Annotated in this window: 27 protein-coding genes; 11 read left to right on the top strand and 16 right to left on the bottom strand. The window is 63.4% G+C overall.

The window, feature by feature from the left end; translation table 11 throughout:
- Positions 1 to 104 precede the first annotated feature (104 nt).
- Together QJT78_RS18475 and QJT78_RS18470 are read right to left on the bottom strand one after the other, a co-directional pair.
- Positions 105 to 2,030, bottom strand: coding sequence for an AI-2E family transporter (locus QJT78_RS18475; RefSeq protein WP_038944473.1), 1,926 nt, complete (start codon positions 2,028 to 2,030; stop codon positions 105 to 107).
- Positions 2,031 to 2,441: 411 nt separating this feature from the next.
- Positions 2,442 to 2,837 carry a hypothetical protein gene (locus tag QJT78_RS18470; RefSeq protein ID WP_028153721.1) on the bottom strand — a complete coding sequence of 132 codons (396 nt, stop codon included), beginning with the start codon at positions 2,835 to 2,837 and terminating at the stop codon, positions 2,442 to 2,444.
- Between the two features lie 289 nt (positions 2,838 to 3,126).
- On the opposite strand from QJT78_RS18470, the gene QJT78_RS18465 reads away from it, so the two are divergent.
- Together QJT78_RS18465 and QJT78_RS18460 are read left to right on the top strand one after the other, a co-directional pair.
- The gene (locus QJT78_RS18465) at positions 3,127 to 3,384 is read left to right on the top strand and encodes a DUF2798 domain-containing protein (protein WP_281460272.1); all 258 of its coding nucleotides are present in this window, start codon (positions 3,127 to 3,129) and stop codon (positions 3,382 to 3,384) included.
- Between the two features lie 46 nt (positions 3,385 to 3,430).
- Positions 3,431 to 3,793 carry a hypothetical protein gene (locus QJT78_RS18460; RefSeq protein WP_155258149.1) on the top strand — a complete coding sequence of 121 codons (363 nt, stop codon included), beginning with the start codon at positions 3,431 to 3,433 and terminating at the stop codon, positions 3,791 to 3,793.
- Positions 3,794 to 3,828: 35 nt separating this feature from the next.
- Here QJT78_RS18460 and QJT78_RS18455 read toward each other — a convergent pair whose 3' ends face one another.
- The 4 genes from QJT78_RS18455 to QJT78_RS18440 all read right to left on the bottom strand — a co-directional run bounded on the left by QJT78_RS18455 (position 3,829) and on the right by QJT78_RS18440 (position 8,121).
- Positions 3,829 to 4,689, bottom strand: a complete 861-nt coding sequence (locus tag QJT78_RS18455) for a hypothetical protein (RefSeq protein ID WP_028153724.1) — start codon at positions 4,687 to 4,689, stop codon at positions 3,829 to 3,831.
- Positions 4,690 to 4,869: 180 nt separating this feature from the next.
- A complete protein-coding gene (locus QJT78_RS18450) occupies positions 4,870 to 6,657 on the bottom strand; it encodes a chloride channel protein (RefSeq protein ID WP_028153725.1) in 1,788 nt (595 codons plus the stop codon).
- Between the two features lie 13 nt (positions 6,658 to 6,670).
- On the bottom strand, positions 6,671 to 7,318 hold the full coding sequence (locus tag QJT78_RS18445) for an L-fuculose-phosphate aldolase (RefSeq protein WP_028153726.1): 648 nt from the start codon (positions 7,316 to 7,318) through the stop codon (positions 6,671 to 6,673).
- Positions 7,319 to 7,494: 176 nt separating this feature from the next.
- The gene (locus QJT78_RS18440) at positions 7,495 to 8,121 is read right to left on the bottom strand and encodes a MarC family protein (RefSeq protein WP_028153727.1); all 627 of its coding nucleotides are present in this window, start codon (positions 8,119 to 8,121) and stop codon (positions 7,495 to 7,497) included.
- Between the two features lie 145 nt (positions 8,122 to 8,266).
- Here QJT78_RS18440 and QJT78_RS18435 point away from each other — a divergent pair, with 145 nt between their 5' ends.
- From QJT78_RS18435 to QJT78_RS18420, 4 genes are all read left to right on the top strand, one after another.
- Positions 8,267 to 8,836, top strand: coding sequence for a ferritin-like domain-containing protein (locus QJT78_RS18435; protein ID WP_028153728.1), 570 nt, complete (start codon positions 8,267 to 8,269; stop codon positions 8,834 to 8,836).
- Positions 8,837 to 9,025: 189 nt separating this feature from the next.
- Positions 9,026 to 9,409, top strand: a complete 384-nt coding sequence (locus tag QJT78_RS18430) for an Hsp20/alpha crystallin family protein (protein ID WP_014493661.1) — start codon at positions 9,026 to 9,028, stop codon at positions 9,407 to 9,409.
- Between the two features lie 8 nt (positions 9,410 to 9,417).
- A complete protein-coding gene (gene lon, locus QJT78_RS18425) occupies positions 9,418 to 11,811 on the top strand; it encodes an endopeptidase La (RefSeq protein WP_028153729.1) in 2,394 nt (797 codons plus the stop codon).
- On the top strand, positions 11,808 to 11,972 hold the full coding sequence (locus tag QJT78_RS18420; RefSeq protein ID WP_155258150.1) for a hypothetical protein: 165 nt from the start codon (positions 11,808 to 11,810) through the stop codon (positions 11,970 to 11,972). The genes lon and QJT78_RS18420 overlap by 4 nt, the downstream gene beginning before the upstream one ends.
- Positions 11,973 to 12,044: 72 nt before the next feature.
- Here QJT78_RS18420 and QJT78_RS18415 read toward each other — a convergent pair whose 3' ends face one another.
- From QJT78_RS18415 to QJT78_RS18390, 6 genes are all read right to left on the bottom strand, one after another.
- Positions 12,045 to 12,347: an HU family DNA-binding protein gene (locus QJT78_RS18415; RefSeq protein WP_014493658.1), complete on the bottom strand. Its 303-nt coding sequence runs from the start codon at positions 12,345 to 12,347 to the stop codon at positions 12,045 to 12,047.
- Positions 12,348 to 12,703: 356 nt separating this feature from the next.
- The gene (locus QJT78_RS18410; protein WP_038944471.1) at positions 12,704 to 13,936 is read right to left on the bottom strand and encodes an acetyl-CoA C-acetyltransferase; all 1,233 of its coding nucleotides are present in this window, start codon (positions 13,934 to 13,936) and stop codon (positions 12,704 to 12,706) included.
- Positions 13,937 to 14,211: 275 nt separating this feature from the next.
- Positions 14,212 to 15,669, bottom strand: coding sequence for a GH1 family beta-glucosidase (locus QJT78_RS18405; protein ID WP_028151310.1), 1,458 nt, complete (start codon positions 15,667 to 15,669; stop codon positions 14,212 to 14,214).
- A gap of 114 nt (positions 15,670 to 15,783) precedes the next feature.
- Complete coding sequence (locus tag QJT78_RS18400) at positions 15,784 to 15,996, bottom strand: hypothetical protein (protein WP_162136528.1); 213 nt, start codon at positions 15,994 to 15,996, stop codon at positions 15,784 to 15,786.
- Positions 15,997 to 16,144: 148 nt separating this feature from the next.
- Positions 16,145 to 16,552 carry a hypothetical protein gene (locus QJT78_RS18395; RefSeq protein ID WP_028151308.1) on the bottom strand — a complete coding sequence of 136 codons (408 nt, stop codon included), beginning with the start codon at positions 16,550 to 16,552 and terminating at the stop codon, positions 16,145 to 16,147.
- Between the two features lie 61 nt (positions 16,553 to 16,613).
- Entirely contained in the window at positions 16,614 to 16,781 is a 168-nt protein-coding gene (locus tag QJT78_RS18390; RefSeq protein WP_166343176.1) for a hypothetical protein, read from the bottom strand.
- Positions 16,782 to 16,905: 124 nt separating this feature from the next.
- Here QJT78_RS18390 and QJT78_RS18385 point away from each other — a divergent pair, with 124 nt between their 5' ends.
- Positions 16,906 to 17,469, top strand: coding sequence for a DinB family protein (locus QJT78_RS18385; protein ID WP_038944080.1), 564 nt, complete (start codon positions 16,906 to 16,908; stop codon positions 17,467 to 17,469).
- Positions 17,470 to 17,480: 11 nt separating this feature from the next.
- Here the strand turns inward: QJT78_RS18385 and QJT78_RS18380 are convergent, their stop codons facing one another.
- The gene (locus QJT78_RS18380) at positions 17,481 to 18,398 is read right to left on the bottom strand and encodes a LysR family transcriptional regulator (protein WP_348652387.1); all 918 of its coding nucleotides are present in this window, start codon (positions 18,396 to 18,398) and stop codon (positions 17,481 to 17,483) included.
- A 124-nt stretch (positions 18,399 to 18,522) separates the two neighbouring features.
- On the opposite strand from QJT78_RS18380, the gene QJT78_RS18375 reads away from it, so the two are divergent.
- Positions 18,523 to 19,110 (top strand): nuclear transport factor 2 family protein, encoded by a 588-nt coding sequence (locus tag QJT78_RS18375; protein WP_038944078.1) that lies wholly within the window; start codon positions 18,523 to 18,525, stop codon positions 19,108 to 19,110.
- A gap of 51 nt (positions 19,111 to 19,161) precedes the next feature.
- Here the strand turns inward: QJT78_RS18375 and QJT78_RS18370 are convergent, their stop codons facing one another.
- The gene (locus QJT78_RS18370; RefSeq protein WP_028151306.1) at positions 19,162 to 21,642 is read right to left on the bottom strand and encodes a TonB-dependent receptor; all 2,481 of its coding nucleotides are present in this window, start codon (positions 21,640 to 21,642) and stop codon (positions 19,162 to 19,164) included.
- 153 nt (positions 21,643 to 21,795) lie between these two features.
- Positions 21,796 to 23,145, bottom strand: a complete 1,350-nt coding sequence (locus tag QJT78_RS18365) for a histidine kinase (RefSeq protein ID WP_038944077.1) — start codon at positions 23,143 to 23,145, stop codon at positions 21,796 to 21,798.
- Between the two features lie 190 nt (positions 23,146 to 23,335).
- On the opposite strand from QJT78_RS18365, the gene QJT78_RS18360 reads away from it, so the two are divergent.
- A complete protein-coding gene (locus QJT78_RS18360) occupies positions 23,336 to 23,956 on the top strand; it encodes a response regulator transcription factor (RefSeq protein ID WP_014493646.1) in 621 nt (206 codons plus the stop codon).
- Positions 23,957 to 24,029: 73 nt separating this feature from the next.
- Positions 24,030 to 24,875, top strand: a complete 846-nt coding sequence (gene fghA / locus QJT78_RS18355; RefSeq protein WP_028151303.1) for an S-formylglutathione hydrolase — start codon at positions 24,030 to 24,032, stop codon at positions 24,873 to 24,875.
- 236 nt (positions 24,876 to 25,111) lie between these two features.
- On the opposite strand, the gene QJT78_RS18350 is transcribed toward fghA, so the two are convergent.
- Complete coding sequence (locus QJT78_RS18350) at positions 25,112 to 25,684, bottom strand: DUF3280 domain-containing protein (protein ID WP_028151302.1); 573 nt, start codon at positions 25,682 to 25,684, stop codon at positions 25,112 to 25,114.
- 59 nt (positions 25,685 to 25,743) lie between these two features.
- Between QJT78_RS18350 and QJT78_RS18345 the strand changes: the two genes are divergently transcribed.
- Positions 25,744 to 26,925, top strand: coding sequence for an ABC transporter substrate-binding protein (locus QJT78_RS18345; RefSeq protein ID WP_028151301.1), 1,182 nt, complete (start codon positions 25,744 to 25,746; stop codon positions 26,923 to 26,925).
- Positions 26,926 to 26,932 lie beyond the last annotated feature (7 nt).

Genomic DNA, 26,932 nt, shown 5'->3' with positions numbered 1-26,932 from the left:
CGTCGCGCGGTCCCCGCCCATCCTTTGCTCTCCACAGGACCCGATGACCGATGCGGATGGTCGCTCTGCGACGCCCGGCAATCCAGAGGAGCAAAAGATTCGTTTTACGCCGGAGCAGCTGCCTTCGCCTGATCCGACGCATCAGGTTGCGCGGAGGTCACGTGAACGACTGCTTCCAAGGCTGCACCGAACGACCCGCTTGCTACCAACGCGTTGGAAGCGTTTCCTACCGTTTCTGCGGCTCCCGTTCCCAGCAAAGCGAACAGGATACGGGTTGCGCCAATCCTTTTACTGAGCCCCCGAACGACGTGCTGAATCTTGGCGGTGGACGGCTGACTCAGATAGCAGACGCATACAAGCGCGGTGTTCGCCAATTCGAGCGAAAGCAATTTCGACATTGATGAAGCATCAGCCTTTTCCGCAATTGCCTGAATCCCGCGGTACCGCAGAAGCTGCGCCAGCACAAGCGCCGTCGCCTCATCGAGTCGCCCGGCACCAGGGATGCAAACGACCGAAATAGACGAGGTCGGCGGCTCCGGAATCAAAGCGTGCTCGGAGCCTGCTCCCTCGAATGTAATGGCAGCTCCCGGGCTTGAGCTTAGATCCGGGGAACTAGGTCCTGTTGCTTCCAAGTCATGGTGTGCCCCCAGCTCAGCGACCAATTCTTCCACCGTTGAGACGACCCGATTTAATCGGTCCTGATCGAGGTGACCCAATTGACGGTCGGCCTCCGCGAGTCTCAGACCTTTCAAGAGGATGTCGTCATAATAATTCTCAAGCGACGAGTCTTTCAGGTATTCATGCGCCTGTTCCACCGCTTCAATCGGATCTCCCGCCAGCATTCGTTGATATGCCAGTTGCGGCGGCGTCAGCGGTGGTCGGTCGCCAAGCATAACGTCAAGGAATTTGAGACGATCGACATGCCGCCCAAGGACGACGAGACAAATTGTCAGGGGCGTGGCCAACACCAGTCCGACCGGCCCCCAAAGCCACGTCCAGAATGACGCGGACAGGATAATTGCAATCGGGGAAAGACCCGAGCTATGCCCAAAAATCAAGGGTTCGAGGACCTGTCCTGCGAGCAACTCAAGCACGACGAACAATGCCGCCGTAAGTAACAGCATCTGCCAGCCCGTGCCCACCGCCGCCGCGAGAATGAGAGGGAATACCGCAGATATCAATGCACCGATATACGGTACAAATCGCATAATCATCGCGATCAGCCCCCATAGCGGAGCCGAGGGGACGCCGATGAATTCAAGACCTAGGCCTATTGCAAGACCGAACACGCCATTGAACGCGATCTGGGTAAGAAAGAGCTTGCTCAGACGCTTACCGGCGTCGTCCAGGGCCGCAGTCGTGCGTTGAATATCCGCGGATCCGGCCAGTCGGACAAGCCGATTCCTCAGATCTTCCCGTTGCAGCAGGACAAAGACAACAAAGATCACGACGATCCCTGTCGTCGTTAAAGGTGAGATCAGTGGCTGGATGATTGCGCCAAACGTCGACAGAGCACCAGGATCGGGTTGCCTTACCTCAACGGGTATGGGTGTCGGTTTGTCTGAGGGCTGTCTGGTGAGTGCGCCGTCAGTAGGTCGACCGGCCCCATCTCGATTCTGCAACTCTGTCTTCAATTCTTTCAGAACCGTCGACGCCTGCTCCAATGTTCCAGAGCCGCCGCCCATTAAGCCGCGCAGGCTTTCGATCTTGTCGCTCAATGTTTGTTGATAGCCTGGCAGCTTGGTGGCGAGCCGGGTCGCCTGCGAAACCATAAGACCGCCCAGACTAAATATGATCGAGAATCCGATGAAGACGACCACCAGCACAGAAATCGTGCGCGGAATTCGCCAGGAACGTAAGCGCATCACGAAGGGCGCCATAACGAAACTCAGGAGAACTGCTAACGCGAAGGGAACAAAAATTTCACGACCGAAATAGAGCGCAGCAATTATCAACGCTGCGACGGCCATATTCGTCAGCACAGTCCCCCGCGGCTGTACCAATCTTATTTGAGAAGATTTCTCTTCCATGGCGCGGCTCATTCATCCCATACGTGGGCGGATTCTCCTTCGCGACACCATCGTACACCGAACCAACTTGTTCCGACAGCTCATCCGGCGCGAAGTTTTGGGCTCACGGAGAGCAATCCGCCCTACCCTTGACCGCTCGCGCCCGACGCTGTCGCGTCCACCGCAAGCCCAGCTCACGACAGTGACGACACAAGATCGCCCCTCTTGGTGAGCCGGGATGGCTGACACATACGACAAAATCCAAATTTCGGTAAATTAGAATATTTTCGCTCGCGCGGCTTGACGCCCTCTCGGGTGTTTTGCCCGTCGGGCAACACAGAGACGCGTAGCCCGGACGGAGCCAACGGGTCAGCGCGAAGCGCCGCACGATGACACGCTCCGTGCAATCCGGGCTACGGCGAGAACAGGCGCCTAATAGGGCTGATAGTAGCCACGCGGACCGTAATAGGGACCGCCGCCATAATATCCCTGACCACCATAGTAAGGACCCGGGCCGTCATAATAGCGATTCTCGTAGTACTCTTGGCGCCGGCTCTCTGCGATCGCGCCTCCGATCAGACCTGCCGCCACGCCCATGAAGGCAAGCCCTGCCGCATTTGGACCCCGGCGATAGTAGCGGTGGCGGCGGGCGGCGCTGAAATCGGTCGCTACTGATCTGCCCGATGTCGCAGAGTCCGCGCTGACGGACGGCGCACCGGCCGGCGCCGCAGACGAGGGCGAGACGGAAGCTGTCGCCAGAGCCAGACTCGCAAACACCGCCCGCGCGGTGTTGCGGCCAAACCTGGAATTTACGGGCCTATCGCTCATCTCACCGTCCTTTGCTCTCGTTCAAAGTCAAAATATGAAACGATCCACAACGTGCAAACCACTGAAGAGTTTCGTGATCGCGGCGATCTGCCACGCTTCGAACGATTGTAAACTGAACGACCAGATCCAGCTTGAACCACTCAACCTGAGCGGATAATGAACAGCCGCGCCGTTTTTCGGTCGCCGTAAGCGTTTCACGTGAACCAACGCATCAACCGACGCCGTCGGGATCGATGCCAATTTTAAGGTTCAACGTGACTGACGCGTCCTTTTCCTCAAGAGAAATCAGATGATTGCGGTTCGCAAACTGCCGGCGCGCTATGCGCCGATCGTGATGCCATTTGTGCTGTCCGTCCTCATGACGGCCGTGGTGTCGGTCATTTCGACACTCCGGAGCCTCGGCGCGACGCCGGCGTTCCTCGCGACCTGGCTTGGCGCCTGGGCGCTGTCATGGCTCGTCGCCTTTCCCACGCTGCTGATGGTGCTGCGACTGGTCCGACGGATCGTGGCGTGCGTCGTCGCTTCTCCATCTCAACCAGGCCGATAGCCGGCACGGACGACGGCGCAAGCAGCCCGCCGTCCAGCTTCCATGATTGCTCGACACCTCGGATCGAGCTTCCACTCTGTCATCTCTGCCTGTTGCCTTGTCGCGACGCCGTCGGCTGCTGCCCTACATCGCGTCGCGCCCCCGTCGGAATGCTCCTATCAAGTCGCTCACCGCGGCGATTGGCTGGCAGATCTATGCACTAACCGGCAGCGCCTACTCTCTCGGCCTCGCAGGGCTCGATCATCGCGCTGATGGCGATGGGCGCCATACGATCAGCGGCATAGTCCGCGTCACGCTGGTGCGGCTCGGCGAATTCGAAAGCGGCATGACCACCGCCTTACTCGGCGCGATGCCGGCGGTAGTTCTCGACGGCGTCGGCACCAGCGATGTGGGGCGATCGTTGTCGTGAATGCGGCCGCGACTACGGGCGCATATCGATCGCGACTATTGCCGCGCTGATTGCAGCTGGACCGGAGCCGGCCGTCGCGCCGCGGCATGCGGTGACGACGTTGCTGGCGCCGGCTTGCGCGTCTGGGCCGCAGCCGGACGTGGCGCAGGCACGGGTGCTGCGCTCGTCTTCTGCCCCGCGTTCGACCGGTCGGTCGTTTTCCCGGCGATCTCGGGCATCTTGTTATCCGGCGTCTTATTTTCAGACGCCTTGTCTCCAGGCACCTTGGCGACGAGCCGTGCCATTTGTTCCTGGCCTGCCTTCAACTCATCGGCAAGCCTGAGACTGTCGAGCGACATTTGGTCCTGGTTCGCTTTCAATTGCGCCTGGCTCGCCTTGAGCTGATCGATGCCTTGCTGCACGTTTGCGAGATCGCTCGCCAGCTTCTGCAGCAATTCGGTCAACTCCGGCGGGAGCGTGCTGCCGGTTGGCGCGACTACCTCTGGTATGGTTTCGGCGGCGGATGCCGGTTGCGGCGATGCCTCGGCCAATTGAGCAGTCGGGCTCGTCTCAGCTTCGCGCGCCGGCTCTGCTTGCAACTGCGACGACGTCGCAGCGTGCAGCGGCGCCCAACCGGCGATCATCTGCCTGACCGTATCACCGTGGGATGATTGCGAGACGAAGGCAGCGACGCCAATCCCCGCAGCCAGCCCCAGACCGACGAAGCCGCGCAGCGCTGTCCCGCCACGCCGCGGGCGATTGCGCACGGCATCGCGCTCCAGCCGGGCAAGCTGCTCGCTGGCCCGCGCGATCTCTTCATCCACACTCTTGATTTTCTCGAAGGTATGCGTGAGCTCTTCGTCCATGCGCGCGGACGGCGCATAACGCGGCTCGATCGGTGTCGTCACGGAGTTCATTGGCGCTCCCCTTCCCAGCCCAATGTCGCCCGAAGGCGTCCGTCGCATTTGCTTGCCGTGATCATCGCTGACGCGCTTTGTCCAAAGCAAGACGCCTTCAAGGAAATTCGGAGGCCGGACGCCTCCGGGTGCGATGGCCCCCTCCCCCAATACCTCTCTCGACCCCGGGGCCGCAGACCCCTACGACAGCGCCCCGAGCACGCCGCGCGTGGCCTTGTCGATCTCCTCGACATAGCGGCGGCGGGCAAACGTCTCGGTGAGGAAGCCGACCACCTTGCGGCTGTCGGTGGAATCGACCACCGCCAGCATCTCGGCTTCCGCTTCGTCGAACACGGCCATCGCCGACTTCACGTTCATTTCCGGGATCAGCACGATCTCGGTCAGGCGAGCGAGCTCGATCACCTGGATGTCGTCGGCGATGCTGTCGAGATCGCTGGAGAACAGGTCGGGCAGCAGGACGAGGCCGACATATTCGTCGGCATTGTTGACGATGACGATGCCGGGCCGCGAGCCCAGCGCGAATTCACCGCGCACGGCGGCGATCGTCGTGGTCGATGGCACCTTGCCGACGTCGGAGCGCATCAGCCGCTCGACCGTCAGGTTGCGCAGCCAGCCGACGTCGTTGGCGCTGCGGATGGTCTCGCCGCGCAGATGCAGGCGCCAAGTCGAGAAGGAATGGCCGAACATGAAGCGGACGCAGATCGAGGTGACGATGCAGCCGGCCAGCACCACGGCGGTGACGTCGACATTGCGGGTCATCTCGAGCACGAGGAACGACATGGTCAGCGGACCGCCGACAATGGCGACGCCGAGCGTCGCCATGCCCGTCAGCATCGCCACCAGCGGGTCGATCACGAAATCCGGACTGATCAGCAACAGCAACGCGGCAAAGAATTTTCCGATCAGGCTGCCGACGAACAGCGAAGCGAAGAACAGTCCGCCGCGAAAGCCCGAGGCGAGCGAGATCAGGCAGGCCGTCACCTTCAGGGCGATGATCAGCGCGATCAGGCCGATCGTCATGTCGTGAAAGAGATCGAGCACCATGGCGCCGTGGCCGGCCGCGAGCACCTGCGGCGTGACGATGGCAAAGCTGCCGACGATAAGGCCGCCGATCACCGGGCGCAGCCAGACCGGCAGCCAGACAAACAGGCGCTCGAACATCGAAGACGACCGCATCACCGCGATGCCGACGCCGCTGGTAATGAGCGCAAGCCCGATCAATGCCAGATATTGCTCGACGCCGACCGCGCTGACCTTCGGTATTTCGATGGAGTACGGCGCGCCGCCGAGCCATTGCGCGGTCAGCGCGCCAGCAAGCGAGGCCGCCAGGATCGGCGCGGCGCTGCCGACCGAATAGACGCCGACGATCAGCTCGCAGGCATAGAAGGCGCCGGTGATCGGCGCGCCAAACGCCGCTGCGATCGCAGCGGCGGCGCCGCAACCGACGATCAGGCGCAGATCGTTGCGGCGCAGATTGAAGAACTTGCCGAACAGTGAGGCAATCCCCGAGCCGATCTGGGTGTAGCCGGCCTCGAGGCCGACCGAGGCACCGCAGCCGTTCGAGATCAGCGTCTGGCTCGACACCACCATGCTGTCACGCATCGACAGATTGCCGCCGCGTAGCGCGTTCGCCTCGATCGGGTCGACCGCGTTGGAGATCTTCAGCCGCCGCCGCCACCACTCCATGATACCGAGCGCCAGTCCGCCGAGCGCGGGCGCGATCAGGGCCGCCCAGGGGCTGACCCGGGCGTGGGCGGATAGGCGAACATCGACGGGAATGCCGTAGATCACCATATGGGCAATCTGCGCGATCTCGGCCATCAGCGTCACGATGGCGCCGGTGAGCGTGCCGATCACGAGCGCCAGCGGGATCAGGTAGAACTCGTTGCTGCGCAAGAGCGCGCGCAGGCGAACCATGACGCGGTTCGATCCCTTGCGATCGGCGATGTGTCTGATCCGCGCGAACACCTTTTTGCCCGCCCTAACCTTCCGACATGCCGTAGCCGGCCATGCGCTGGCTGACACGTTCGATCTCGGCACTCGACAGCAGCGGCGGTTTTCCGATCTGGAGGCAGCCGTGATACTGCCGCGCCAGCGTCTCGACCTCGACGGCGAGCCACATCGCCTTGTCCAGCGTCTTGCCGACCGCGATCATGCCGTGATGGTCGAGCAGGCAGGCGAGCCGGCCCTCCAGCGCCCGCAGCGCATGCTCGGACAGTTCCGCAGTTCCGAAGGTGGCATAGGGCGCGCAACGGATACTGTCACCGCCGGCGGCGGCGATCATGTAGTGCACGGGCGGAATCTCCATGCCCATGATCGCCAGGATAGTGCAATAGGTGGGATGAGCGTGGACGACGGCGTTGACGTCGGGCCGCGATTTCAGGATGTCGCGGTGGAAGCGCCATTCACTGGACGGCTTCTGACCGGGGGCATGGGAGCCGTCCATCGCCATGAACACGATCTGGTCGGGCGTCATGGCGTCATAGGGCACGCTGGTCGGCGTGACCAGAAGCCCGTCTGCATACCGGACGCTGATATTGCCCGAGGTGCCCTGGTTGATGCCGAGCGCGTTCATGCGGCGGCACGCGTCGATGATGGCCTGTCTCTTGTCGAGCTCATCCGCTGTCATCGATATCTCGGTTTCTTCTCGGCTTCTTGACGATGGACCTTTGTTAGACCGGGAGTACGTCAAAGCTATATGGCAGTGCAAGAGAAAGCGGCCGGGATTGGCTGCTGCCTTGCCGGCTGTACCGTTACATCAAAAAACCAATTGTAAAATCAGTATATTAGCAGATTGTCGCAGACTTACGAAAAGCTCGCCCGGACGGCCCCAATTCCGTTGATCACGAACTGCACCGAATAGGCTGCGAGCAGCATGCCAAGCACGCGTGAGAGCACGGCATTTCCGGTGCGCCCGAGGGTGCGCGCGATCAGGCTCGCGGAGACGAAGCACAGCATGCAGAGCAGGCAGACGGAGACGACGACCGCGATGATAATCGCGAGCTTGGCCCCATAGCCGGCATTGCCCGTCAGCAGCAGCGTGGTCGCGATCGCGCCGGGACCGGCCATCATCGGGATGGCCAAGGGAAACACCGCGACGTCGGAGGCGTGCTCCGAGGTCGCCTTGTCGGCCTCGCGCGCCTCGCGATGCGGACGGTCGCCGAAGATCATCTGGTAGGAGACGCCGAACAGCAGCAACCCGCCGGCGATCTGGAAGGCGGGGATGCCGATCCCGAGTTGGCGCAACAGCCAGTTTCCGGCCAGCGAGATCACCACCAGGATCGAGGCCGCGATCAGCGGAGCGCGCAGCGCGATCGTGCGCTTGACCTTGTCGGGCATGCCTCCGGTCGCGGCCAGGAAGGCCGGCGCAAGGCCGACGGGGTCGACCACCAGCAGCAGCGTCACGAAGGCGGACAGGGCAAAGTCGAGCATGCGGGTGGGTCTCATGCGAGGTGCAGCCGCAATCCATAACCGCTGGAGGAGGCCTTCGCGAGGAACATTTGCCCTCGCAGAGTCTTGGTCGCGCGAGGATTGAGGAGGGCATCGCCCTTCCCGTGTCGCCTCAAGAGGAGGATTTATGGCTAAAAGAGCAAAGAAACGAGCGAACGCGAAAAAGACCGCGGCGCGCCGTCCGCGTCAGACACCGAAGATGTTGAGCGACCTGTTCCTGGAGACGCTGAAGGACATCTATTTCGCCGAGAACAAGATCATCAAGACGCTGCCCAAGATGGCCAAGGCCGCGCATTCCAAGGACCTTGCCGCCGCCTTCAACAAGCATCTGCGCGAGACGCAGGGCCAGGTCAAACGGCTCGACCAGATCTTCAAGATGCTGGGCAAGCCGGCCCGCGGCAAGCCCTGCGAAGCGATCAACGGCATCACCGACGAGGGCGCTGAGATCATGAAGGATTTCAAGAACGCCCCTGCCCTCGATGCCGGCCTGCTCGCGGCCGCTCAGGCCGTCGAGCACTACGAGATCTCCCGCTACGGCACGCTGCGCACCTGGGCCGAGGAGCTCGGTATGCCGGACGCGGCAAGGCTGCTCCAGGAGACGCTGGACGAGGAAGAGGCGACCGATCACACGCTGACCGAGCTCGCGACCTCGGTCATCAACCTCGAAGCGGAAGAGGAGTACCGCGCCGCGGCCTGATCGGCACGACGGCGCCCAACTGTTGCCTTTGATGCCGCGGAATATCCCCCGCGGCGTCGAAGCGTGCGACGACAAGGGCCTTTTCCGGTTGGAGAGGCCAGGCATGCTCCAAACGCGCGATGCTGGAATTTTGGGGAACCGTCCCCATATGCTCGTTTTCCAACCGCAGCGCCTTCCCCGAGTTTTGCCATGCAACCCAAAAATCCCCTCGACTGGATGCTGTCCGAAGCCCTGGACTCGCTGACCCGCGCCGAACGGCTGCGGCAGCAGTTCGGCCGCCAGGAAGCCTGCTGGGAGCCGCCGATCGACGTGCTCGAGACCGAGCATGAGCTTTTGATCCTGGTCGCGCTTCCCGGCGTCAATCCCGATAATGTTGAGACGGTGATCCTCGACGGCGTGCTCGTCATCTCCGGCCAGCGCACGCTGCCGCCGGAGCTTCGCAACGCGCGCATCCACCGGCTCGAGCTGCCGCAAGGGCGTTTTGAGCGCCGCATTGCATTGCCCGTCGGCCGCTACGCCATCAGCCGCTTCGTGATGGACGGCTGCGTCGCGCTGCGCCTCGCCAAATCCTGAGGTCGATCATGGCCACCGAACAAATGAATACCGCACAAGCCAATTCCCAGAACAATCCCGACGTGAAGATTCCCGAAGACGCGCTGATCGTCATCCCGGTGCGCGAGATGGTGCTGTTTCCCGGCGCCATCGCGCCGATCGCGATCGGCCGGGCGAAGTCCATCGCCGCCGCGCAGCAGGCGCTGCGCGAGCAGCGGCCGGTCGGCATCGTCCTGCAGCGGAGCCCCGAGATCGAGGAGCCCGGGCCTGATGATCTCTACCGGGTCGCGACCATCGCCAACATCGTGCGCTACATCACCGCGCCCGACGGCACGCATCACATCGTCTGCCAGGGCGTGCAGCGCGCCCGCATCCTCGACTTCCTGCCGGGGACACCGTTCCTGGCCGCGCGCTTCCAGCAGATCCCCGAGCCGACCACGAGCTCGCCCGAGATCGAGGCGCGCGCGCTGAACCTGCAGCGCCAGGCCATCGAGGCGGTCGAGCTGCTGCCGCAGGCGCCGCCCGAGCTGGTCGCGATGTTCCAGAACACCACCGCGCCCGGCGCGCTGGCGGACCTGGCGACCTCGTTCATGGACATCAAGCCGCAGGACAAGCAGGAGGTGCTGGAGACCATCGACCTCGCCTTGCGCGTCGAGAAGGTGTCGAAGCACCTGGCCGAGCGGCTGGAGGTGCTGCGCATCTCCAACGAGATCGGCCAGAAGACCAAGGCCTCCTTCGACGAGCGGCAGCGCGAGGCGATCCTGCGCGAGCAGATGGCGACCATCCAGCGCCAGCTCGGCGAAGGCGACGGCAAGGCGGCCGAGGTCGCCGAGCTGACGGCTGCCATCGCCAAGGCCAACATGCCGCCGGAAGCGGAGGCGCACGCCAAGAAGGAGCTGCGGCGCTACGAGCGCATGCCGGAGGCTGCCGGTGAGTCCGGCATGGTCCGCACCTATCTCGACTGGCTGATCGAACTGCCCTGGGCGCTGCCCGCGGAGAAGCCGATCGACATCACGGAAGCACGCCGCATCCTCGACGCCGATCACTTTGGCCTGGAGAAGATCAAGGGCCGGATCATCGAATATCTGGCGGTGCGCAAGCTCGCTCCGCACGGCAAGGCCCCGATCCTGTGCTTCGTCGGCCCGCCCGGCGTTGGCAAGACCTCGCTCGGCCAGTCCATCGCACGCGCGATGGATCGCCCGTTCGTGCGCGTCAGCCTCGGCGGCGTGCATGACGAGGCCGAGATCCGCGGTCACCGGCGCACCTATATCGGCGCACTGCCCGGCAACATCATCCAGGGCATCAAGAAGGCCGGCACGCGGAACTGCGTCATGATGCTGGACGAGATCGACAAGATGGGCCGTGGCGTGCAGGGCGATCCCTCGGCCGCCATGCTGGAGGTGCTCGACCCCGAGCAGAACGGGACGTTCCGGGACAACTATCTGGCCGTGCCGTTCGACCTGTCGCGCGTGGTGTTCATCGCGACGGCCAACATGCTGGACCAGATTCCGGGTCCGCTGCTGGACCGCATGGAGCTGATCAGCCTCGCCGGCTACACCGAAGAGGAGAAGCTGGAGATCGCGAAGCGCTATCTGGTGCGGCGGCAGTTGGAGGCCAACGGCCTGACGGCCGAGCAGGCCGAGATCGAGCCAGAGGCGCTGAAGCTGGTCGTCAAGGGTTACACCCGCGAGGCCGGTGTGCGTAACCTCGAGCGCGAGATCGGCAAGCTGTTCCGCCATGCCGCGGTGCAGGTCGCGGAGGGCACGGCTGCCAAGGTCGTGGTGAGCCCGAAGGACATCGGCACCGTGCTCGGCCAGCCGCGCTTCGAGGGCGAGATTGCGCAGCGCACCAGCATTCCGGGCGTGGCCACCGGCCTTGCCTGGACGCCGGTCGGCGGCGACATCCTGTTCATCGAGGCCTCGCGCGTGCCGGGCCGGGGCGGCATGATCCTGACCGGCCAGCTCGGCGACGTCATGCGCGAGAGCGTGCAGGCCGCGATGACGCTGGTGAAGAGCAAGGCCACGCAGCTCGGCATCGATCCGTCGGTGTTCGAGAAGAGCGACATCCACGTTCACGTGCCGGCGGGCGCAACCCCGAAGGACGGACCGAGCGCGGGCGTTGCGATGTTCACGGCGTTGACGTCCCTGCTCACCAATCGCACGGTGCGCAGCGACACCGCGATGACCGGCGAGATCTCGCTGCGCGGCCTGGTGCTGCCGGTCGGCGGCATCAAGGAGAAGGTGGTGGCTGCGGCCGCCGCCGGACTGAAGCGGGTGATGCTGCCGGCGCGCAACAAGCGGGACTACGACGACATCCCGAAGAGCGCGCGGGACAACCTCGAATTCATCTGGCTGGAGCGCGTCGACGAGGCCATCGCCGCAGCGCTCGAGCCGGCTGATGCCAAGGTCGAAGCGGCGGAGTGAAGGCGATGAAGAAACTGCTGGAAAAAGCGAGGCGATCGCGGAAGACGCAGCGGCTGCGTCAGCTGCTCGATCGTGCGATCGACCGGGTTCGCGATGCGCTGGCGGCACCCGGGCCGCGGCTTCAGCCCGTTCCGGTCCGGGTGAAGCGCCGCAAGGGTTGAGCCCTCCGTCTCAAGCCCTCGCGGCAGCCCCAAACAAAAGGCCCCCTCCAAGCTGAGGGGGCCTTTGCGTTGTTAGCCCACCGCGTCCTTGGCGGCCTTGACCGGGCGGGCGCGGACGATCTTCCGGGCCGGCTTGGCCTTGAACATCATCTCTTCACCCGTGAACGGGTTGGTACCCTTGCGCGCCTTGGTCGCGGGCTTCTTGATGACCACGAACTTGGCGAAGCCCGGCACCAGGAACAGGCCGTTCTTCTTGAGCTCCTTGTGACCGACGTCGGTCAGCGTCTCCATGACGCTCTTGACGTCGCGCTTGGAAAGCTCGGTGGCGGTCGCAATCTTTTCGATCAGCTGCGATTTGGACATTTGGGTTGGCATCGTGTCTCCTCTGATTCGTTGCCGGTTGCATATTAGACCAACCGTTGAAGGCCCAGAGCCTTCTGCACAGTTTTGTCGCGATTTTACGGGCTTTTTTGGCCCTCTGGGGCAAAAAACCCTGCTTTTCAGCGGCTTCCAGAGCGGAAGGAGCCTCCGGCAGCGGTTTTTGCCTTGTTTCAAAGGCCCGCACGCCGCCTTGCTAAAGCTGATTCGCCGCTTTCGACAAGCGACGACCGGCCTCTTTGTGAAAGGCCGGTCGCGATTCACCCTGAAAAATAAGGCTAGATCGTCGTGTTGCGGCGTCTCAGCTACTCTCCCACCCTGTTCTTACGGGGGCGCGACGAGCTTCGCTCGCGCTAGATACGCTCGATGATGACCGCGGGAGCCATGCCACCGGCGGCGCACATGGTGACGAGACCGCGCTTCAGGTCGCGCCGTTCGAGCTCGTCGAGCACGGTGCCGATCAGGATCGAGCCGGTGGCGCCGATGGGATGGCCAAGTGCGATCGAGCCACCATTGACGTTGACCTTGCCGCGGTCGAGCTTGAGGTCGCGGATGTACTTTTCCGCCACCACCGCAAAGGCCTCGTTGATCTCGAACAGGTCGATGTCGTCGATGGACAGCCCCGCCTTCGCCAGCACCTTGCGCGTGGCCGGTACCGGCGCGTTCAGCATCAGGGTCGGCGAGTCCCCCATGTTGGCCATCGCGACGACGCGAGCGCGCGGCTTCAGGCCGTGCGCACTGGCATAAGCGGGCGACGCGAGCAGGATCGCGGCGGCACCGTCCACGACGCCGGAGGAATTGCCGGCGTGATGCATGAAGTCGATGTTCAGGTCCGGATATTTCTGCAGGATCAGGCCGCGATAGGTCGTGCCCTTGTCGTCGAGCGCATAGTCGGCGATCGCGGGGAATGCGGGCTTCAACGCGCTCAGCCCTTCCATCGTGGTCTGCGGCCGCGGATACTCTTCATGATCGAGCGCGAGGCTGCCGTCCTCGCGACGCACGGGCACGAGGCTCTTCTTGAAGTGGCCGCCGGCAATCGCCTGCGCTGCGCGCTTCTGGCTTTCAAGACCGAGCGCGTCGACGTCGCTTCGCGTGATGCCTTCCAGCGTCGCGATCGCGTCGGCGCAGACGCCCTGATGCGACTGCGGATGCCGTGCGCGCAGGCGCAGATTGCCGGAGTCCATCATCATCGGACCGCCGCCGCGGCGTCCTTCCATCGACATCATCTCGCAGCCGCCGGCGATGACGAGGTCTTCGGTGCCCGACATGATCGAGGCCGCGGCCATGTTGACGCTGGTGATGCCGCTTCCGCAGAAGCGGTCCAGCGTCACCGCGCTGGCGCGCACGTCGTAGCCGGCATCGAGCGCCGACATGCGGCCGAGGTCGCCGCTTTGGGTCGCGACCTGCGCGCTGCAGCCCCAGACGATGTCGTCGACGTCGGCGGTGTCGATGCCGGTGCGATCGGCGAGCGCGCGCAGCACGGTCGCGCCGAGCTGCTGCGGATGAATGCCCGAGAGTGCTCCCTTGCCGGCCTTGCCGACGCCCCGCGGGGTCCGGCAGGCATCGATGATCAGCGCGTCAGCCATTGGCGTTGTCCTCTTGTTTATGGGTGTTGATGTCGTTTCTGAATAAGGGGAAGAGTGGAGTCAACGTGCGGGGCTGCGCAGCCTCCACGCAAAAACTGAAAAACAACAAGATGCACAGTAGAAACGCGGGTTCCGCATGAGGCGCGGTGATACCGGTGAAGCGATTGGCCTGTCAGGCTAAACGGCCGTGGCCGCGCGATCTTGCGTTACCTCGCCTCGCCTGCGGGAAGAGGTCGGATTTTACGCGCGGCGGAAAATCCGTGAGACGGAGAAAGCTACGCCCCCGCCGCGTTCTTCGCGATCACGTTGCGGTAGAAGGTCGCGCTGAGCTTCGGCGTGCGCACCTGCGTGTCGAAATTGACGTGATAGAGCCCGAAACGCTTGTTGAGCCCGAACACCCATTCAAAATTGTCCAGCAGGCTCCAGAGGAAGTAGCCGCGCACCGGCACGCCCTCGGCGGTCGCGCGCTGGAGCTGGGCGAGATAGTTGCGCAGGTACATGATGCGGTCGGTGTCGTAGATCTTGCCGTCGGGCGTCACCACGTCGTCGCCGGAGGTGCCGTTCTCGCTGATATAGATCGCATCCGTCTTCCAGATCTTTGCGGCCAGCTTCGGCACCCAGTAGATCGTCTCCGGCGCGACGCGGAGCCAGTTCGAGTTCATGTGCGGGAATGATTTCGGGATCGGCAGCGGCATGAAGCCCGCGCCCTGGTCGGAGGGCACCACGTAGTTCTGCGGCGCGTAGATGTTGAGACCGAGGAAGTCGACCGGCGAGGAGATGATCTTCAGCTCGGCGTCGGTGTATTTCGGCGCATCGGCGCCCGCGTATTTCAGGAAGGCGTCGGTATACCGGCCCGTCATGATGACGTTGAGATAGCCGGCGTTCATCTCGCGCAGCGCGATCTCGGCTGCACGAACATGCTCGGGCGTGTCGATTGCGGGAACGCAGACGTCGATATTCTCGGCCGGCCCGACCCTGGTGCCGCGGCGGCCGTGCGCCCGCACCGCCTGCACCGCGAGCCCGTGCGCGAGCGCGCTGTTATGCCTGACCTGGTTGACCTCTGCTTGCGGCAGCGTCACGCCGGGCGCGTCGATGCCGAGGCCATAGCCGAACTGGACGAAACGTCCGCTCTCGTTCAGCGTGAACACGTTCTTGACGCGATCGGTCAGGCGCTCGGCGACATAGCCCGCATAGTCGCCAAAGATCTTGCAGGTCTCGGTCGAGCGCCAGCCGCCGAAGCGATCCTGGAGCGATTGCGGCAGGTCCCAGTGATAGAGCGTCAGCCACGGCTCGATGCCGTTCCTGAGGAGCTCGTCGACGAGACGATTGTAGAAGTCGAGCCCCTTCGGGTTCGGCTTGCCGTCGCCATCCGGAAACACCCGCGGCCATGCCACCGAGAAGCGGTAGGCCTTGCAGCCGAGCTCCTTGATGAGCGCGACGTCCTCCTTGTAGCGGTGATAATGCTCAACGGCGCGATCGCCGGTGGTGCCGTCCTCGATCTTGCCGGGGATGCGCACGAACTTGTCCCAGATCGAAGCCCCCCGCCCGTCGACGTCGACCGCACCCTCGACCTGATAGGACGAGGTCGCCGTACCCCAGACAAAGCCCGCCGGAAAGCCGTCCACGCCCCGCGGCGCCGGCTTGGTCTCGGCGGCTTCCAGCGGATTTGCGATACCGGCTGCGGACAATCCCGCCAGCTTGGCAAACTGGCGACGCGAGACCTTGTCCGACATTGATACTGCCCCTTGAGACGATTGTTGCGGCCGCACAATGGCGCGTCGGAAGCTGCTTGAAAAGCGGGAGTTCCGGGACTTGCGGATGCAAAAATGCAGAAGAACGGCCCGGATTTACCCCCTGCCCTTCTTTTTGGCTTTCAGGCCCTGAGCCGCATCGAAGCACGCCAGCAGCGAATTGATCACAGCTCGCGAGCCCAGACCATCCACCACGAAGTCGCGGTCCTTGCCGTTGAGCGGTATGATCTTCAGCTTCGCGCTGCGAATGCAGGAGCGATCGTCCGAAACCATCGATAGAACGATCCGGCGCTCCACCATCGATGGCAAGAACGCATACGTCCGTTCACAAACGCGGTCCCGAGTGATTGCGAGTCCTGCTGCGGCCGTCGCGCCAGCCTAGCCAGCTGGCGACGCGAAGCCTTGTCCGACATGATGCTGTATTGAACCGGGCATGCCGACGCGCCGGCTCGCTCGATCAGCGCGCGCGCTTGGGCAATTTCGGAAGCTTGTCGGGATTGAACGCGGGTACCTGCTCGGTTCGCTCACGCGCGGGCGGCTGCTGTTCCGTGAGAATGAGCGTACCCTGGAGGATCATTCCCGGCATCTGCGCTGCCTTCGCCGTGTAAGTCGCGACCTTGCCGGGGCAGTTTCCCTCGATCTCCAGCGTGAGCTCGTCGTCGATGCCGAAGACCGTTGCACGTCCGTCGGTATGACGCTTCGTCGACACGGTGGCGGTGAAGCGATCTCCATCGACCTTGCAGGAGCCGTGATAGGTCATCAGGCTGTCGCAGCCCCAGATTTGTCCGTCTGCGACATGGACGATCCCGGTACCCTGGTCCAGCGGCGTCTTGTACCACGCCGCGTAGGTGCCGTCCTTCAGCATGGGAGCAGTCTCCCTTGACATTCCCTCGCGAATAATCCGCATGATTAGCGCTAAGAAACGGTTAATCGCGCGGCCCGTGCGAATCCGGTCTGTCCCTTCGCAACTCGGCTTCCAGTTCCTCGATGATGCTGTGAAGCAGGCACGCGGCAAGCGGATCGGTGACTTCGCGCTCCAGAAGCCTGTAACGCGCGATCTGGAATTCCCGCTCTCGCAACTGGTGCTCTGTCATCGCACGGGCCCTCCGGCAAACCTACCCGGAAACAGCCAAGTCGTTTCGTTACAATTTTCAGATCATTTGCTATGGTTTCTGATCGGTAAAGGAACGCGGCGCCGAGCAGGTCGCGGGGTTTGCAATGTCGATCGTTCAAACCTATCGCGCCTTCGCCTACAACAATGCCTGGGCGAACCACCGATTGCTCCGCGCGTGCGCCGAGCTGAGCCAAGGCGAATTTGAGGTCGAGCGGACGGGCTTCTTCCCGAGCTTGCTGCGGACATTGAACCATATTTATGTCGTCGACCTCTTTTACGTCGATGCACTCGAGGGCGGATGGCTTGGGCCAAAGGCCTGGGACGACCCGATCCCATTTCCAGCTCTTGCCGGGCTCTCGGAAGCCCAAGCATCGATGGACCGGCGCTTCATCGGCGTCTGCGATGCTCTGACACCTGCCTCGTTGAACGAAGATGTGCGGATCAATCGAGATCCCAGTGTCCAGATCGAGCGACGCGACCGGCTGCTGATGCATCTCATTCAGCATCAAATTCACCACCGTGGGCAGGCGCATACGATGTTGTCGGGAACGCGCATCAAGCCGCCGCAGCTCGACGAGTTCTTTTCAGCTGCCGAAGCGCCGTTGAGGGCATCCGAGTTTGCCGATCTGGGCTGGACGGAGGAAACCGTTTGGGGGCCGCCCAACTGAGCGAGCGCGCATTACCGATTGCGGTTCCGACCTGCTCCGACCGAGGCGAAGACAACTTCCATCAGCCATGCAACACCGGCGTCCTTCATCGCAGCCTTGGTCGCGATGGCGCAGATCGTATCCAGTTTACGGGCGAAAGGCAGCTCGACGAACATCAATCCGAAATGCCCGGCGTGCTGCTGCACCAGACGCCGCGGCAAAGCAGCGATCAGTTCGGACCCTGCAAGCTGGACGAGCGCCATCATAAAGTTCGGGACAGTCAAGGCAATGCGGCGCTTGAGACCGCGCTTTGCCAACATCTCATCGACGAAGCCGCGCGGCTCACCGCTGAGAGACACCAGCAGATGCTGCGATTGCGAGAAAGCCGCGGGTGTCGGAGCTCTGGCGAAGGCGTGTCCCTTGCGCATGGCCAGCACGAATTCCTCGTCGTAGAGCCTGCGCACCTCGAAACGCGGCGATACCGCCGGCAGCGGCAGCATCGCGACGTCCAACTCTCGTCTTTCGAGCATCTCGAGGCACTCGTGCCAGGGTTCGCCGATCGCGCCGCCGCGGGGCGCGGGCATCACATGGATCAATCCGATGTCGATTTGGGGCGCCCTACTCGCGATCGAACCGAGTAGCTGCCCCGTTGTTGAGGCGAGAACGGCATCGGGTGCGCCGATCGTAAACCGGCGATGGCTTTTTGCAGGGTCGAATGGTCTAGCCGAGCCAACCAGTTGTTCGACGCGCGCGATGATTTCAGCGATCGGGTGGTCGAGCTCCAGGGCCCGCTCCGTTGGAACGACGCCCTTCGGCGTTCGCAGGAACAGCGGGTCGTTCAAAACAAGGCGCAGCCGGCCAAGCGCGTGGCTGACAGCAGACGGCGTCAGGTTCAGTCGCGCGGCCGCGCGCGCGACATGGCGTTCTTCCAGGACCACGCGGAAGACCACAAGGAGATTCAGTTCGACCCTGGATAGATCAATTTGGTTCAGCATGTTGCTGAAATCATATCGCTGGATTCATCGAGATCAAGGCCCCATGGAATGCGCAGATCGTGCAATCAGGAGCCTCGAAATGATCAGAAGGTCGAAAGGGGTGAGCAAAGACCATGGCTCGCCGGACAACCAGGACTCGCCGCACGGGATGTCGAGGCGCTCTATGATGATAGCGGCGGCGGCAATTCCTGCTTCCGGTCAGCTTCCATGCAATGCAACCGCCGGGGACGACGCGCTGGCCAGCATCATCCAGCGCGCCGGGGAGAAGAATGCGGCCTTCATGCGTGGAGATATGGACCGTTGGTCCCAGCTTGTCCGCATTGCTCCGGATTTCACACTGATGCAACCTTTCGGAGGCCCTGCGAGTTTCGGATTCGACAGCAGTCCAAAGCGGCTGACCGACCTGGCGCAATATTTCAGGAACGGTGAGACCGAGCTGGAGGTCTTGCAGACCTATGCGTCGAACGGGCTCATCGCTCTCGTCATGATCGAACGCCAGAGCGCGGAGGTCGGCGGCTTGCCTGCACAGGACTGGTCGCTGCGCGTCACGGAAATCTATCGCAAGGACAGCACGGATTGGCAGCTGGTGCACCGCCATGCAGACCCGCTGGTCCGGCGCATTTCCTTGCAGCAAGCCGCGATCCTCGCCCGAGGCTGGGCGGAGTAAAGATGATGATGTCTTTCGCCCTCCAGAGGCGGCCGGGCTTGCGTGTCGAACTCAGAACGTCATCCGCATGCCCGCATAGAACGCACGGGGCCTTGCCGGGCTCAGCGATCGCGGGTCGTTAAATTCCGCACCGCCATTGGTGAAGTTGGGCAAGGCTTCCCTATCGAAGAAGGTGCCAAGGGTCGAGTAGCGGTTGTCGAAGATGTTGGCGACGCGTCCGTAAAGCTGGAGGTTCTTGGTGACCTGGTAGGAGGTGTGGAGATTGAACACGGTATAGGACGGCAGCTTCGGAAACTGGTTGGACTCGTCGCCGACGAAATACTGGCTCGAGACAAAGAGCGCGTCGCCCCCGACCTTCCAGACATCGGTAACCGCATATTCGATGCTTGCCTTAATAAGGTGGCTAGGGAGGCGCGGAATGTGATTGCCCGGCAAGACCTGGATATTGCCGTCGGCGTCGGCGAACGGGCTCTCTGATCCAAGCGTCAGCGCGTCGAGGAAGCGCGCGTCCAGGAACGCATAGCTCGCCTGGAACTGAAGCACATTCGACTTCAGGCTCACCTCGGCTTCGACACCCTGCCTGCGTGTCCGGCCGACGTTCTGGAAAAAGCCGAAGCCCGTCAGGCCCGGAATCGGGGTCGCGAGGATGTCGTCGTAGTTGGTGGCACGGTAGGCACCGATTTTCCATCCGAGGGAGCCGATGTTCAATTCCTTGGTACCACGGAAGCCCGCTTCGAACGTCTTGGATACGACTTGCTGCAGTGGGGGGTCAGCGATCAGGAACTGCCCGATGATGCACGGCCGCGTCGGATCGGCGCAGCCGAGTTCGAGTGGCGTTGGCACTCGGTTGGCTTCGGAATAGCCCGCATAGGCGGTCACTTCAGACGTGATCTTGTAGGTGCCGCCTATGATCGGATTGAATCGATCATAGGTATGATCGCCATTGAGCGCGGTACCGAGTTGGTCCATCAGCGTGACACGGGCCGCATTGAACCGGCCGCCTGCCGTCACCGCAAAGCGATCGTCCACGTTGAACGTGTCGAGCGCGTAGAGCCCCTGATATTGGTTGACGGTGCGAAGCGACACGGGACCAACCGATGTCGGGTCGCCGGAGGCACCCAGGAATACGCCGCTGCCCGTGACGACATAGTTCGTGCCTATCGTTCCCAATTCAGCACTGCCGGTGAAGCGCGTGCTGCTGACATCATAGCTCGCGCCGACTACGAAGCGGTTCTCATGACCGAACAGCTGGTCGCTGTTGGTCGCCTGACCGGATACGCCAAAGGTGGTCGATTTCGTGCTGGTGCGATCGATCTCGCCGAGGATGGCGTCTGGCGCAAAGGTATTGGCGAGCTGAACGCCATTCAGGCCAAAAGCCGGGACCGTATCACTGCCAAAGCACAGCAGGGTCGGATCGACACAAGGCTGGGCGTCGGTCGGATTTCCGTCCACGGTACTCTGTTTGAAGCTCCGCAGATGCGCCGTGCCCTCAAAGGTCCAGGTCGGCGTCGCCTCCACCTTGCCGGTCAGGTTGAGATAGCCGACCTTGTTGGAGACGGTTTGCGGCGTTGTGTAGGTCGCCCCCCAGTATTGCTGGAGCAATTCGGCTGGAACAGTGCTGGGGCCCGCCAGGGAATTGTTGGCGACGCCGCCATTGAGGTGGAACTCGTTGCCTTCGAAACGATACCCGACGTCGCCATAGAAGCGCCGGACATCCGATTGCGAGAAATTGCGGAAACCATTGTCGTGAACGCCTTCGAGCGCTCCGTAGACTGACCAGTTCTTGTCGACCTGCTTGCCCCATTGTGCGGAGCCCTGGATGCGGCCGAATGAGCCGCCCATGATGTCGATTTCGGCACCTTGATAGTTGAAGCCGTTCTTCATCTGCAGATCGATGGCGCCGCCGAGGGCATTGAGGCCGTATGCCGGATTGTTAGTTACGACCACTGCCGATCGGATCGCAGCCGTCGGGATCAGATCCCAATTAACAGTGTCGGAAAACGCCTCGTTGATGCGTACTCCGTTCTGGTAGACAGCGAGGCCCTGCGGCGTGCCGGCCAGAGGTGAAGCGACGAAGCCGCGAAACTGCACATCGGGCTGGAATGGATTGCCGGTCACTTCGTTGATGCTGAGACCAGGCACGTACTGCTGCAGGGCAATGGCGATATCCGGGGAGGCGGTACGCCTGATCTGGCTGGCATCAACCGCATTGATCGCGGACGGCACCTTGTCGACGTCGAGACCTCGGCCGGTGCCCGGTGAGGTCGGGTAGACGTAAAGGCGCGTCCTGGGGCTGGCGGACGCCGGCGCCCCTATGCGCGCGACCGGCCGCGGCGGCGCACTGCGCCTCACAGCCGACGGCGGAGGTGCCGTCACCTCGACGGGCGGCAGGTTCTGGACGTTGGTTTCCTCGTCCTGCGCGGCTGCGGCGGGGCCTGCAAGGACCAAGCCCGACACCAGCCCCGTCGACACCGAGGCCATCAACAAACGACGCTTGAACCAAAGAGGCTTGAACCAAAGAGGCTTGCCCATCCCTGCCTTCCCATCCGTGACCACCGGCTGTTTTGATTTTCGCCGTTTGGTTGAGACGAGTGTAATCGGCGGCAGTGAGTCCGCCAGCCACAAAAGGTCTGGCACTATCCGCACCCGTTTTCCCGACCAAATCGGGAATTTTTCCCGATGCAATCAGGACGCCGCCGTCGGAACCAGCGCCTCCACGGTCAAGCCGCCGTCGCTGGAGACGACGTTGAGCGTGCCGCCCAGCGCCAGAATGCGCTCGCGCATGCCGACGAGGCCGAAGCCGAGCTTCTGGCCCGGCTCCATGCCGCGGCCGTTGTCGCTGACCCGCACGCGCGCGTAGCCGCGGCCGCCGGCCTGCTCGACGGGCTCGATCACGACATTGACCGAAGTCGCGCCGGCGTGGCGGAACACGTTGGTGAGCGCCTCCTGCACGATGCGGTAGATGGTGAGATCGGCCGTCTCGCCGGTGACCCCGAGCGTGGCGGAGATCACGGTTTCGATCGCGACGTCGGGATGCGCCTCCCGCCACAGCCGCGAGAGCGATTCCAGCGCCTGGCGCAGGCCGAGCTCGGCAAGGCCCACGGGCCGGAGCCGCTCCAGCACCCGGCGGGTGAACTGCTGGAGCTGGTTGATCTGTTCCAGCAAGGCGCTGCCGTGCTTCCGGACCGACTCGGCATTCGGCGCGCGCCCGTCCGCGAGCTTCGCCAGCGCGCTCGCATGGGCGCGCAGCGAGAACAGATACGGCCCGAATTCGTCATGCAGCTCTCGCGCAATCTCCTTGCGCTCGACGTCCTGGAGCGACACCGCGCGCTCGGCCAAAAGCCGCTTTTCCTCCACCGCCTCGCCGAGCGCCGCCGCGAGATGATTGAGCTTGCCGCAGATCGCGGCCAGCTCGGGCGCACCGCCCGGCGTGGCGCGCGCGTCATAACGCCCGCCCTCGATCGCGGTCATCGTCTGCGCCAACGACTGCAGCGGCGCGAGCGCGCGGCCGACCACCGTCATCATCACCAGGAACAGCGCGAGCGCGATCACCGAGCCGACCTCGAGCTGGGTCACGATGGCGTCCCAGATCTCGGCGATCTCGTCGTCGGGATGCGCGGTGATCACCAGCGAGCCCGGCTTGCCATGGACCGAGACCGGCACGCTCACCGCGGTCTGCTCGGGATGAACGAGGCTGACGAACCAGGCCGGCGGTCCGCGCGCGTCGTCGTCGGCCGGCCGGGGCGGCGTCAGCGGGTTACCGCCGGCGTCCTGAAGCGCGATGCTGACATGGCGCAGGCGGCTCAGATCGCGCGCGATCTGGTTCAGCCTGGCATCCGGATCGGGCGCCTCGTTCAGATCCGCAACGATCATCTCGATGAATTCGCGCGCAAGCCGGATCACGCTCTGGTCCTCGGCCTGCACGCGCGGCCCGGCTTCCGCGACCTGGCGGCCGATATTGACCGCGAGCCCCAGCGCCAGCAGCAGCGCCAGCAGAAGGTTGATGCGCGCGCGCAACGATAGATTTTGCCACATAGGTGCCGCCCGTGCCTCGCGAAGGTTGGCCCCGCCTGTCCGATGACGTTGACAGAGGCGAAGCGCCCGATATCTAATCGAAAGCGTACAGCAATCCCGGCCGGGTTGCATGAGGCGACATGAGACGCGTAGCGTTCTTGTTCGGATCATGCGGCGCAAAAGCAGGCCGAGGCTGTCACGGGGAACGCCTATGCGCATTCTGATCGTCGACGATCATCCCATTGTCGCCTCCGGCTGCCGTGCCGTGCTGGCCGACGAGGGCGAGATCGAGATTTTGGAGGCCGCCGACGCCGAAGACGGCGAATGCGTCTTCATTGTCGAGCGCCCCGACCTCTGCATCATCGACATCAACCTGCCGACCGTGTCCGGCTTCGAGCTCGCGCGCCGCATCCTCGAACGCGCGCCCGAGGCCCGCATCATCATGTTCAGCATGAACGACGACCCTGCGTTCGCCGCGCGCGCGATCGAGTGCGGGGCCAAGGGCTACGTCTCCAAGACCGGCGACCCCGACGACCTCGTCGAGGCGATCCGCGCCGTCGGGGGCGGCGGCACCTATCTGCCGACCGCGATCGCGCGCAGCATCGCGTTTGCAGGACCGACGCTGGCGCAAAGCCCGCTGTCGAAGCTGAACGCGCGCGAGATGGAAATCCTGCGGCTGCTCAGCGCCGGAAAGAGCCTGTCCGAGATCGCCTGGCTGGTGCAGTCGTCCTACAAGACTGTCGCCAACACCTCCTCGATCATGCGACAGAAGCTCGGCGTGAAGACCTCGGTCGAGCTGGTGCGGCTGGCGATCGACAGCGGCGTCGCCTGACAAACACCGCCACGAATTCGGTCACACAAGCGTTGCAATCCTGATGTGGTTAGATGCCACGGAGCATAACGGCATGACGATCCAGACTGTCTCGACCAACACTTCCTATGGCGGCGTGCAGGGCGTGTACCGCCATGCCAGCCAGGCGACCGGAACCGACATGGTGTTCTCGGTCTATGTTCCCCCACATGCCGCCGGCGCAAAGCTTCCCGTGGTCTGGTATCTCTCCGGCCTCACCTGCACCCATGCCAACGTCACCGAGAAGGGCGAATTCCGCAAAGCCTGCGCCGAGCTCGGCCTGATCTTCGTCGCGCCGGACACCAGCCCGCGCGGGCCCGACGTGCCGGGCGATGCCAACAATGCCTATGATTTCGGCCTCGGCGCCGGCTTCTATGTCGACGCGACGCAACAGCCGTTTGCGCGCAACTATCGCATGTGGAGCTATGTCACCGACGAGCTGCCCAAGCTCGTGGCGGAGAACTTCCCGGTCGACGCCAAGCGGCAATCGGTGATGGGCCATTCGATGGGCGGCCACGGCGCGCTGACGGTCGCACTGCGCAATCCGCACCGCTATCGCGCGGCCAGCGCGTTCGCGCCGATCGTGGCGCCTTCGCTCGTGCCCTGGGGCATCAAGGCGCTGACCGGCTATCTCGGACCGAACAAGGAGACCTGGCGCAACCACGACACCGTGGCGCTGATCGAGGACGGCGCGAAATATTCCGGCTTCCTCGTCGACGTTGGCGAGGCCGACAATTTCCTGAAAGAACAGCTCAGGCCCGAGCTGCTCGAGGCCGCCTGCACCAAGGCGGGCATCCCGCTGACGCTGCGGCGGCAGGCGGGATATGACCATAGCTATTATTTCATCTCGACCTTCATGGACGATCATCTGCACTGGCATGCGGAAAGATTGAAGGGGTGATTTCTTTCTTCCTTCTCCCCTTGCCGGAGAAGGTGGCATAGGCGGCCCACGGCCGCCGTTCTTAAGAACGCCGAAGCAAAGCTTGGGCTATGGCGCCGGATGAGGGGTATCTCACCGCGCGTTCAAATAAGAGTTGGACTCGCGGAGAGATACCCCTCACCCGTCTCGCCGCTACACGGCGAGCCACCCTCTCCCGCAAGGGGAGAGGGTGCAGCGGCGCTCGCGAAGAGAAGAATCTACTCCGGCTTCCCGTAATTCGGCGCCAGCAATCGATTGCGGATCAGGTAGCTCATCGTGCGCGACCACGATTCGTCCGTGTTGCCGCGCATGTCGGCGCTGGCGGCGGTGATCATGTTGCCGGTCTTCACGTCGCGCAAATAGATGTTGAGATTGATGATCAGGTTCGAGACCTTCTGCACCATGCCGGTGATCTCGAGGTCGGCGCCGAGCTGGCCGGCAAGCTTGAGGTCACAGCCGCCGCAGGCCTGCAGATTGGCGTGACGGGCGGCATCCCTGACCGGCGCGATGTCGAGCAGCTGGAACCTTCCCGACAGCGCCAGTTCCTTGCGCAGCTGCTCGCTGATGCGCTCGAGCCGCGCCTCTTCCGGCTTGGAGCCGTAGAACTCGCCGGGAAGGCTGGTGTCGATCAGCTCGAAATCGAACACCGCGAGCCTTGGCGGATCGGCCAGCGCGACCGAACCCGTCAACAGCAAAGCTGCGAAACAGATCAGCGCTCGCATGATCGTGATTCCCGGCCTCGCGCGCGCGGGGACGAAATGCGGGGTTGCAAGCCGGGCCAAATCGGTCATGCTTTAGCAGAGACAATTCTCCACCGGCGGTCAAGCCAGGGAGAACATCTGGAGGAAACATGATCCGATGGTTGGTCGGCCTGATCGGCCTGGGTCTTGCCGCGACGAGCGCGCTCGCGGCCGACCCGGTGCAGATCGGCGTCGGCTATCTCGGCGTCGCCGGCACCAGATCGACGTTGTCGCTGGTCGAGCAACCCGCGGAGAATGACGGCGTCGCTGGCGCGCGCCTGGCCATCGAGGACAACAACACCACGGGAAAATTCCTCAACCAGCGTTTCACGCTGGAGGAGCGCCGCATCAAGGAAGGCGAAGACCCGGCCGAGGCTGCGGCTACGCTCGCCGAGAAAAACGGCTTCATCATCGCCGACCTGCCGGCCGACGCGCTGTTGAAGGTCTCGGATGCCCTGCGTGAGCGCGGCACGCTGCTGTTCAACGCCGGCGCGATCGACGAGCGCCTGCGCGAAGCCGATTGCCGCGCCAATGTCATCCACACCGCACCGACGCGCGCGATGCTGGCCGATGCGCTCGGCCAATATCTGGTGTGGAAGCAGTGGAAGCGCTGGGTGCTCGTGGTCGGCTCGCATGACGAGGACAAGCTGTTTGCAGACGCGCTCCGGCGTACCGCCTCACGCTTCGGCGCCAAGATCGTGCAAGAGAAGACCTTCGAGGACAAGGGCGGCGCGCGCCGCACCGATAGCGGCGTGACGCTGATCCAGCGCCAGATGCCGGTGTTCACGCAACAATTGCCGGCCTATGACGTGCTGGTCGCCGCCGACGAGAGCGAAGTGTTCGGCGCCTATCTGCCCTATCGCACCTGGGATCCGCGCCCCGTCGCGGGCTCGGCCGGCCTCGTGCCGCGCAGCTGGGACGCGGCGCAGGACCAGTGGGGCGCGATCCAGATGCAGAACCGCTTCATCAAGCTGAATTCGCGGCGCATGACCGCGCTCGACATGCAGGCCTGGACGGCGGTGCGCATGATCGGCGAGGCCACCTCGCGCACCAATTCCGGCGACGTCAAGAAGGTCACCGACTTCATCAAGGGGCCGGATTTTTCGGTCGCGGCCTTCAAGGGTACAAGACTGACCCTGCGCGACTGGAACCTGCAGCTGCGTCAGCCAATCCTGCTGGTCGACGGCCGCATGGTGGTGTCGGTGTCGCCGCAGGAGGGATTTCTGCACCAGGTCTCCGAGCTCGACACGCTCGGCTACGACCGCCCGGAGAGCAAATGCAAGCTGAAATGAGGACGCG

The sequence above is a fragment of the Bradyrhizobium sp. Mp27 genome (assembly GCF_029953005.1).
GTDB lineage: Bacteria > Pseudomonadota > Alphaproteobacteria > Rhizobiales > Xanthobacteraceae > Bradyrhizobium > Bradyrhizobium barranii.
Note: the sequence above shows the minus strand (reverse complement) of the source record. Positions and strands in the feature narration are given on the sequence as shown.